General features: G+C 68.2%; 12 protein-coding genes and 1 pseudogene. All 13 read left to right on the top strand.

Translation table 11 applies throughout. The annotated features are described in order from the left end of the window. Positions 1–825 (top strand): annotated as a pseudogene (locus FNH08_RS14190) (glycosyl hydrolase 115 family protein); the annotation flags it as partial. 33 nt (positions 826–858) lie between these two features. Further along, positions 859–1,941, top strand: a complete 1,083-nt coding sequence (locus tag FNH08_RS14185; RefSeq protein ID WP_152771828.1) for an endo-1,4-beta-xylanase — start codon at positions 859–861, stop codon at positions 1,939–1,941. 501 nt (positions 1,942–2,442) lie between these two features. After that, entirely contained in the window at positions 2,443–2,751 is a 309-nt protein-coding gene (gene rpsJ, locus FNH08_RS14180; RefSeq protein WP_003948644.1) for a 30S ribosomal protein S10, read from the top strand. Positions 2,752–2,768: 17 nt separating this feature from the next. Continuing rightward, on the top strand, positions 2,769–3,413 hold the full coding sequence (rplC, locus tag FNH08_RS14175) for a 50S ribosomal protein L3 (protein WP_152771827.1): 645 nt from the start codon (positions 2,769–2,771) through the stop codon (positions 3,411–3,413). Positions 3,414–3,421: 8 nt separating this feature from the next. Next, positions 3,422–4,081: a 50S ribosomal protein L4 gene (gene rplD / locus FNH08_RS14170; protein ID WP_152771826.1), complete on the top strand. Its 660-nt coding sequence runs from the start codon at positions 3,422–3,424 to the stop codon at positions 4,079–4,081. Beyond that, the gene (rplW, locus tag FNH08_RS14165; RefSeq protein ID WP_152771825.1) at positions 4,081–4,500 is read left to right on the top strand and encodes a 50S ribosomal protein L23; all 420 of its coding nucleotides are present in this window, start codon (positions 4,081–4,083) and stop codon (positions 4,498–4,500) included. The genes rplD and rplW overlap by 1 nt, the downstream gene beginning before the upstream one ends. 40 nt (positions 4,501–4,540) lie before the next feature. Next, positions 4,541–5,377 carry a 50S ribosomal protein L2 gene (gene rplB / locus FNH08_RS14160; protein ID WP_152771824.1) on the top strand — a complete coding sequence of 279 codons (837 nt, stop codon included), beginning with the start codon at positions 4,541–4,543 and terminating at the stop codon, positions 5,375–5,377. A 12-nt stretch (positions 5,378–5,389) separates the two neighbouring features. Further along, on the top strand, positions 5,390–5,671 hold the full coding sequence (gene rpsS, locus FNH08_RS14155; RefSeq protein ID WP_007384069.1) for a 30S ribosomal protein S19: 282 nt from the start codon (positions 5,390–5,392) through the stop codon (positions 5,669–5,671). 43 nt (positions 5,672–5,714) lie between these two features. Then, positions 5,715–6,062, top strand: coding sequence for a 50S ribosomal protein L22 (rplV, locus tag FNH08_RS14150; RefSeq protein WP_030046377.1), 348 nt, complete (start codon positions 5,715–5,717; stop codon positions 6,060–6,062). Continuing rightward, positions 6,062–6,886, top strand: coding sequence for a 30S ribosomal protein S3 (rpsC, locus tag FNH08_RS14145; protein WP_152771823.1), 825 nt, complete (start codon positions 6,062–6,064; stop codon positions 6,884–6,886). Before rplV ends, rpsC begins: the two co-directional genes overlap by 1 nt. Before the next feature lie 5 nt (positions 6,887–6,891). Further along, on the top strand, positions 6,892–7,311 hold the full coding sequence (gene rplP, locus FNH08_RS14140; RefSeq protein WP_131564579.1) for a 50S ribosomal protein L16: 420 nt from the start codon (positions 6,892–6,894) through the stop codon (positions 7,309–7,311). Further along, positions 7,311–7,535 (top strand): 50S ribosomal protein L29, encoded by a 225-nt coding sequence (gene rpmC / locus FNH08_RS14135; RefSeq protein WP_007494763.1) that lies wholly within the window; start codon positions 7,311–7,313, stop codon positions 7,533–7,535. The genes rplP and rpmC overlap by 1 nt, the downstream gene beginning before the upstream one ends. Then, entirely contained in the window at positions 7,535–7,822 is a 288-nt protein-coding gene (rpsQ, locus tag FNH08_RS14130; RefSeq protein WP_152771822.1) for a 30S ribosomal protein S17, read from the top strand. The genes rpmC and rpsQ overlap by 1 nt, the downstream gene beginning before the upstream one ends. Positions 7,823–7,910: the final 88 nt, after the last annotated feature.

Below are 7,910 nucleotides of genomic sequence, written 5' to 3'. Positions count from 1 at the left end.
GCGCTGCCGGTCTTCAGCCCGTACCAGACCCGCCCCGACCAGTACGTCGAGGTGTTCAACCGGGGCCGTACGCCCTTCGAGTACCGGATCGACGCGTCGGTGCCGTGGTTGCGGGCCGACCGTCCGCGGGGCCGGGTCGAGCAGCAGGTGCGGGTCACGCTGTCGGTGGACTGGGCGAGGGTGCCGGAGGGTGGCGCGGAGGGTTCGGTGGTGGTGCGCGGTGCCGGGGCCTCGGTGATGGTCAAGGCCGTGGCCGAGAAGCCGTCGCCGCGGGGGCTGCGGGGCTTCGTCGAGGCGGGCGGGTACGTGGCGGTCGACGCGGAGCACTGTGTGCGGGCGGTCGGGGCCAAGGGCATCCGCTGGCAGCGGCTGGACCGCGTCGGGCGTACCGGGGCGGGCATGACGCCGTGGCCGGTGACGGCACCGCGACAGACACCGGGCGGTGCCGGGCCGCGCCTGGAGTACGAGGTGACGCTGCTGTCGGCGGGCGAGGCGACGGTCTGGGCGTACCTCTCGCCACGGAACCCGACGCTGGTGACGGGCGGGCTGCGGTACGGGGTGTCCTTCGACGACGGTGAGCCGCAACTCGTCGACATCAACGCGGTCACGGGCGCCGACGACGGCCTGATGAACAAGCAGTGGGCGCGCAACACGTCGGACAACGTGAACGTGACGTCGACGAAGCACGCGATCGCGGGTGCGGGCGTCCACCGCCTGAAGTTCTGGATGGTCGATCCGACGGTGGTGCTGCAGCGACTGGTGATCGACACGGGCGGGCTCACGCCGACGTATCTGGGCCCGCTGGAGAGCTACCGCGCCCGCTGATCCGCTGATCCGCCGACGAGAGGGGACATGCACATGAACCGCTTCCGCCTGCCCGCCGCCGTTGCCCTGCTGGGTACGACACTCCTGGTCACGGGCACCGTGGCACAGCCCGCCAGCGCCTCTGTCTCCGCCACTGCCCACTCCCCGGCCCCGCTCCGCGTGCTCGCGGACCGGGCCGGCGTACGCATCGGCACAGCCGTGGACATGACGGCACTGGCCGAGGACACGACGTACCGCAGGACGACAGCCCGCGAATTCAACTCGGTGACGGCGGAGAACGTCATGAAGTGGGAGTCGGTGGAGCCGCGGCGAGGCGTCTACGACTGGAAGAAGGCCGACGAGCTGGTCCGCTTCGCCCGGGCTCACGGCCAGGTGGTGCGCGGCCACACGCTGGTGTGGCACAGCCAGCTGCCGAGTTGGCTGACGGCGGGGGTGGCGGACGGATCGATCGACGCCGAGGAGCTCCGCGGGATCCTCCGCAAGCACATCACCACCGAGGTCAAGCGCTACAAGGGCCGGATCCAGCAGTGGGACGTGGTGAACGAGGTCTTCGAGGAGGACGGCTCCCTACGGAACTCGATCTGGCTCCAGCAGCTCGGCCCCTCGTACATAGCCGACGCCTTCCGCTGGGCCCACGCGGCCGACCCGAAGGCGAGGCTCTTCCTGAACGACTACAACGTCGAGGGCGTCAACGCGAAGTCCACGGCGTACTACGAACTGGCGAAGCGGCTGAGAGCGGAGGGCGTCCCGGTCCAGGGTTTCGGCATCCAGGGCCACCTGGCGATCCAGTACGGCTTCCCGGGGCAGGTGGCCGAGAACCTGGCCCGCTTCGAGGCGCTGGGCATGGGGACGGCGTTCACGGAGGTGGACGTACGGATGATCCTGCCGGCGGACGAGACGAAGCTCGCGACCCAGGCGAGCTACTTCCGCCGACTCCTGGACGCGTGCCTGGGCGCCCGCAGCTGCACGTCGTTCACGGTGTGGGGGTACTCGGACAAGTACTCGTGGGTGCCGGGAGTCTTCGCGGGGCAGGGGGCGGCGACGCTGATGGACGAGGAGTTCGCGAGGAAGCCTGCGTACGGGACGGTGCGGGAGGGGCTGGCTGAGGGGCGGTGACGTGGGCGCTCGGCCAGGGCCTCGACGGGAGTCGTCCGGCAGAGTGATCAACAAGTCGCGCGGTCCGTTGCGGCGGCTCGCGCGCGCCCAGGTTTGACCTGCGTCACCCTCCGGGTACTCTCTACGGCTCGATTGGCCAGCGCCGCGTCCCGTATGGCAGACTAGCGGGGTTGCTCGGTCGAGTGTTGATGCTGCGCGCCTCCCGCCGGGAGGACTGGAAGCGAGTCCCACAGTACTCGTCGTCCCAACTGCCGTAAGGCAGCGCTGGGACGGACGTACGGGAATCTTCCGGGAAGTGTGAGCGCGGCACCGGCCAGGCATCCGGTGGGCCATCCGGCCCCGACTCGCGGTTCTGGTAGGGGCCGCACTTCCCAGCGGGGATGTTCGAACAAGGGGCATCTGTGTCAGCGGGAGTGCGACACGCCCGACCGCGTGGGTCGGAGGAAGTCAAGGGAACACCGGGTTCCAGAGCGTAACGAGAGACAGGACTACGAAGTAGCCATGGCGGGACAGAAGATCCGCATCCGGCTCAAGGCCTACGACCACGAGGTCATCGACTCCTCGGCGAAGAAGATCGTCGAGACGGTGACTCGCACTGGTGCGTCGGTCGCGGGCCCGGTGCCGCTGCCCACTGAAAAGAACGTGTACTGCGTCATCAAGTCGCCGCACAAGTACAAGGACTCGCGCGAGCACTTCGAGATGCGCACGCACAAGCGCCTGATCGACATCCTCGACCCCACCCCCAAGACCGTTGACTCTCTGATGCGACTCGACCTGCCGGCCGGTGTCGACATCGAGATCAAGCTCTGAGGGTCGGTGAGCTGAGAATGACCAAGCAGATCAAGGGCATCCTGGGCGAGAAGCTCGGCATGACGCAGGTGTGGGACGAGAACAACCGTGTCGTCCCGGTCACCGTCGTCAAGGCCGGCCCCAACGTCGTGACCCAGGTCCGTACGAATGACAGTGACGGCTACGAGTCGGTCCAGATCGCCTTCGGCGAGATCGACCCGCGCAAGGTGAACAAGCCCCTCAAGGGCCACTTCGCCAAGGCCGACGTCACCCCCCGTCGCCACCTCGTCGAGATCCGCACCGCGGACGCCTCCGAGTACACGCTGGGCCAGGAGATCACCGCTGAGGTGTTCGAGTCCGGCGTGAAGGTCGACGTGACCGGCAAGAGCAAGGGCAAGGGCTTCGCCGGTGTCATGAAGCGCCACAACTTCAAGGGCCTCGGCGCCGGACACGGCACCCAGCGCAAGCACCGCTCTCCCGGTTCCATCGGTGGCTGCGCCACCCCGGGCCGCGTGTTCAAGGGCCTCCGCATGGCGGGTCGCATGGGCAACGAGCGGGTCACCACCCAGAACCTGACCGTCCACGCCGTTGACGCGGAGAAGGGTCTGCTGCTCATCAAGGGCGCGGTTCCCGGTCCGAACGGCGGCCTCGTCCTGGTCCGCACCGCGGCCAAGGGGGCCTGAGGTAACCGATGAGCACTGTTGACATCCTTTCGCCTGCCGGCGAGAAGGCCGGTACCGTCGAGCTCCCCGCGGAGATCTTCGGTGTGGAGAAGGTCAGCATCCCGCTGATCCACCAGGTCGTCGTCGCGCAGAACGCCGCTGCCCGCCAGGGCACGCACAAGACCAAGACCCGCGGTGAAGTCCGTGGTGGCGGCAAGAAGCCGTACCGCCAGAAGGGCACCGGCCGCGCCCGTCAGGGCTCGACCCGCGCCCCGCAGTTCGCCGGCGGTGGCGTCGTCCACGGCCCGCAGCCGCGTGACTACTCGCAGCGGACCCCGAAGAAGATGAAGGCCGCGGCCCTGCGCCACGCCCTCACCGACCGGGCCCGCGCCAACCGCATCCACGTCGTCTCCGGCGTGATCGAGGGCGAGACCCCCTCCACCAAGGCCGCCAAGACGCTGTTCGGCAAGATCTCGGAGCGCAAGAACCTGCTCCTGGTCGTCGACCGCGCCGACGAGGCCGCGTGGCTGTCCGCCCGCAACCTGCCCCAGGTCCACATCCTGGAGCCGGGCCAGCTGAACACGTACGACGTGATCGTCTCGGACGACGTGGTCTTCACCCAGGCCGCTCTCGAGTCCTTCGTCGCCGGCCCGCAGAAGGCCAACGACATCGAAGGGAGCGAGGCCTGATGGCTACGCGTCACCCGAGCATTGCCTCCAAGGCTGCGAAGGCCGCCAAGGCCGCGCGCGTCGCCAAGGCGCGCCGCCACGCCACCGAGGGCAAGAACACCGTCGTCACCCCGGCGAGCAAGTCGTTCACGGACCCCCGTGACGTCCTGCTGAAGCCGGTCGTGTCGGAGAAGAGCTACGCGCTGCTCGACGAGGGCAAGTACACCTTCATCGTCGCGCCCGGCGCCAACAAGACCCAGATCAAGCAGGCCGTCCAGGCGGTCTTTCAGGTCAAGGTCACCGGGGTCAACACGATCAACCGCCAGGGCAAGCGCAAGCGGACCCGCACCGGCTTCGGCCAGCGCGCGTCCACCAAGCGCGCGATCGTGACCCTCGCCGAGGGCGACCGTATCGACATCTTCGGCGGTCCGACCGCCTGAGGGCGGTCCGGATCGTCCGATATCGGACGAGGACTGAGAAATGGGAATCCGCAAGTACAAGCCGACTACGCCGGGCCGTCGCGGCTCCAGCGTCGCCGACTTCGTCGAGGTCACGCGGTCCACGCCGGAGAAGTCGTTGGTCCGCCCCCTGCACAGCAAGGGTGGCCGTAACAACTCCGGTCGTGTGACCGTCCGCCACCAGGGTGGTGGCCACAAGCGCGCCTACCGCGTGATCGACTTCCGTCGTCACGACAAGGACGGCGTGCCGGCGAAGGTCGCGCACATCGAGTACGACCCCAACCGCACCGCGCGCATCGCGCTCCTGCACTACGCGGACGGCGAGAAGCGCTACATCCTGGCCCCCCGGGGCCTGAGCCAGGGCGACCGGGTCGAGAACGGCCCCGGCGCCGACATCAAGCCCGGCAACAACCTGGCGCTGCGCAACATCCCGGTCGGTACGACGATCCACTCCGTGGAGCTTCGTCCCGGCGGCGGCGCCAAGTTCGCCCGCTCCGCCGGTGCCTCCGTGCAGCTGCTCGCGAAGGAGGGCTCGATGGCCCACCTCCGCATGCCCTCCGGTGAGATCCGCCTGGTCGACCAGCGCTGCCGCGCCACGGTCGGCGAGGTCGGCAACGCCGAGCAGAGCAACATCAACTGGGGCAAGGCCGGCCGCAAGCGCTGGCTGGGCGTCCGCCCGACCGTTCGCGGTGTGGCGATGAACCCGGTTGACCACCCGCACGGTGGTGGTGAGGGCAAGACCTCCGGTGGTCGCCACCCGGTCTCGCCGTGGGGTCAGAAGGAGGGTCGTACTCGTTCGCCGAAGAAGGCTTCGAACAAGTACATCGTCCGCCGCCGCAAGACGAACAAGAAGCGCTAGGAGCGGGTTTAGATGCCGCGCAGTCTCAAGAAGGGGCCCTTCGTCGACGACCACCTGATCAAGAAGGTGGACGCCCAGAACGAAGCCGGTTCCAAGAACGTCATCAAGACCTGGTCCCGTCGCTCGATGATCGTCCCGGCCATGCTCGGCCACACGATCGCGGTGCACAACGGCAAGACCCACATCCCGGTGTTCGTCACCGAGTCGATGGTCGGCCACAAGCTCGGCGAGTTCTCGCCGACCCGCACCTTCCGCGGCCACGTCAAGGACGACCGGAAGTCGAAGCGCCGCTAGTAGCGGATCGCATTCAGACACGTAAGAAACTGAAGGGACAACCATGGAAGCCAGGGCCCAGGCGCGGTACATCCGCGTCACGCCCATGAAGGCCCGCCGTGTGGTGGACCTCATCCGTGGCATGGACGCCACGGAGGCCCAGGCGGTCCTGCGATTCGCTCCGCAGGCCGCTTCGGTGCCGGTCGGCAAGGTGCTGGACAGCGCCATTGCCAACGCCGCGCACAACTACGACCACCCGGACGCCACCTCGCTGTTCATCAGCGAGGCGTACGTCGACGAGGGCCCGACCCTGAAGCGGTTCCGGCCGCGCGCCCAGGGCCGTGCCTACCGGATCCGCAAGCGGACCAGCCACATCACCGTGGTCGTCAGCAGCAAGGAAGGAACCCGGTAATGGGCCAGAAGGTTAACCCGCATGGGTTCCGGCTCGGTGTCACCACGGACTTCAAGTCCCGGTGGTACGCCGACAAGCTGTACAAGGACTACGTCAAGGAAGACGTCGCCATCCGTCGGATGATGACGTCCGGCATGGAGCGCGCCGGTATCTCGAAGGTGGAGATCGAGCGCACCCGTGACCGCGTGCGGGTGGACATCCACACCGCTCGTCCGGGCATCGTCATCGGCCGCCGTGGCGCCGAGGCCGACCGCATCCGCGGCGACCTCGAGAAGCTCACGGGCAAGCAGGTCCAGCTGAACATCCTCGAGGTCAAGAACCCCGAGACCGACGCTCAGCTGGTTGCCCAGGCCGTCGCCGAGCAGCTCTCCTCCCGCGTCTCCTTCCGTCGGGCCATGCGCAAGAGCATGCAGTCCGCCATGAAGGCCGGCGCCAAGGGCATCAAGATCCAGTGCGGTGGCCGCCTCGGTGGCGCCGAGATGTCCCGCTCGGAGTTCTACCGCGAGGGCCGTGTGCCCCTGCACACGCTCCGCGCGAACGTGGACTACGGCTTCTTCGAGGCCAAGACGACCTTCGGCCGCATCGGTGTGAAGGTCTGGATCTACAAGGGCGATGTCAAGAACATCGCCGAGGTCCGCGCCGAGAACGCTGCCGCCCGTGCGGGTAACCGCCCGGCCCGCGGTGGCGGCTCCGACCGCCCGGCCCGTGGTGGCCGCGGTGGCGAGCGGCGCGGTCGCAAGCCGCAGCAGGCTGCCGGTTCCGAGGCCCCCAAGGCCGAGGCTCCCGCCGCCGCTCCGGCTGAGAGCACCGGAACGGAGGCCTGACCGTCATGCTGATCCCCCGTAGGGTCAAGCACCGCAAGCAGCACCACCCGAAGCGCTCCGGCGCTGCCAAGGGCGGCACGCAGGTTGCGTTCGGCGAGTACGGCATCCAGGCGCTGACCCCGGCCTACGTGACGAACCGCCAGATCGAGGCGGCTCGTATCGCGATGACCCGTCACATCAAGCGTGGCGGCAAGGTCTGGATCAACATCTACCCGGACCGCCCCCTGACCAAGAAGCCTGCCGAGACCCGCATGGGTTCCGGTAAGGGTTCGCCGGAGTGGTGGATCGCGAACGTCAAGCCCGGTCGGGTGATGTTCGAGCTGTCCTACCCGAACGAGAAGATCGCGCGCGAGGCCCTGACCCGTGCGGCTCACAAGCTGCCGATGAAGTGCAAGATCGTCAAGCGCGAGGCAGGTGAAGCGTGATGTCGGCCGGTACCAAGGCGTCCGAGCTGCGCGAGCTGGGCAACGAGGAGCTTCTGGCGAAGCTCCGCGAGGCCAAGGAAGAGCTGTTCAACCTCCGCTTCCAGGCGGCGACGGGGCAGCTCGAGAACCATGGCCGTCTGAAGGCGGTCCGCAAGGACATCGCGCGGATCTACACCCTGATGCGCGAGCGTGAGCTGGGCATCGAAACGGTGGAGAACGCCTGATGAGCGAGAGCAACGTGACTGAAGCAAAGACCGAGGCGCGCGGAGCCCGCAAGACCCGTGAGGGTCTGGTCGTCAGCGACAAGATGGACAAGACCGTCGTCGTCGCCGTCGAGGACCGCGTGAAGCACGCCCTGTACGGCAAGGTCATCCGCCGTACGAACAAGCTCAAGGCGCACGACGAGCAGAACGCCGCGGGTGTCGGCGACCGTGTCCTCCTCGCGGAGACCCGGCCGCTGTCCGCGACGAAGCGCTGGCGCGTCGTCGAGATCCTCGAGAAGGCGAAGTAATAAGCGGGGGCTCCGGCCCCCGCTGACCCCCGCCGAGTGCTCCGCCCCAGGCCCCCGGGCCGGCGGGCGGGCGCTTTCGGCGCGGGTT

Source organism: Streptomyces spongiae, assembly GCF_009377185.1.
Lineage (GTDB): Bacteria > Actinomycetota > Actinomycetes > Streptomycetales > Streptomycetaceae > Streptomyces > Streptomyces spongiae.
The sequence above is the reverse complement of the archived record's forward strand: the minus strand, read 5'-3'. Positions and strand labels throughout refer to the sequence as shown.

Bases quoted from the DNA above. Each gene is read 5' to 3' on its own strand.
- rplP (WP_131564579.1), top strand. From the start codon at position 6,892: ATGCTGATCCCCCGTAGGGTCAAGCACCGCAAGCAGCACCACCCGAAG.
- rpmC (WP_007494763.1), top strand. From the start codon at position 7,311: ATGTCGGCCGGTACCAAGGCGTCCGAGCTGCGCGAGCTGGGCAACGAG.
- rpsJ (WP_003948644.1), top strand. From the start codon at position 2,443: ATGGCGGGACAGAAGATCCGCATCCGGCTCAAGGCCTACGACCACGAG.
- rpsQ (WP_152771822.1), top strand. From the start codon at position 7,535: ATGAGCGAGAGCAACGTGACTGAAGCAAAGACCGAGGCGCGCGGAGCC.
- rplB (WP_152771824.1), top strand. From the start codon at position 4,541: ATGGGAATCCGCAAGTACAAGCCGACTACGCCGGGCCGTCGCGGCTCC.
- rplW (WP_152771825.1), top strand. From the start codon at position 4,081: ATGGCTACGCGTCACCCGAGCATTGCCTCCAAGGCTGCGAAGGCCGCC.
- rpsS (WP_007384069.1), top strand. From the start codon at position 5,390: ATGCCGCGCAGTCTCAAGAAGGGGCCCTTCGTCGACGACCACCTGATC.
- rplD (WP_152771826.1), top strand. From the start codon at position 3,422: ATGAGCACTGTTGACATCCTTTCGCCTGCCGGCGAGAAGGCCGGTACC.
- FNH08_RS14185 (WP_152771828.1), top strand. From the start codon at position 859: ATGAACCGCTTCCGCCTGCCCGCCGCCGTTGCCCTGCTGGGTACGACA.
- rplV (WP_030046377.1), top strand. From the start codon at position 5,715: ATGGAAGCCAGGGCCCAGGCGCGGTACATCCGCGTCACGCCCATGAAG.
- rplC (WP_152771827.1), top strand. From the start codon at position 2,769: ATGACCAAGCAGATCAAGGGCATCCTGGGCGAGAAGCTCGGCATGACG.
- rpsC (WP_152771823.1), top strand. From the start codon at position 6,062: ATGGGCCAGAAGGTTAACCCGCATGGGTTCCGGCTCGGTGTCACCACG.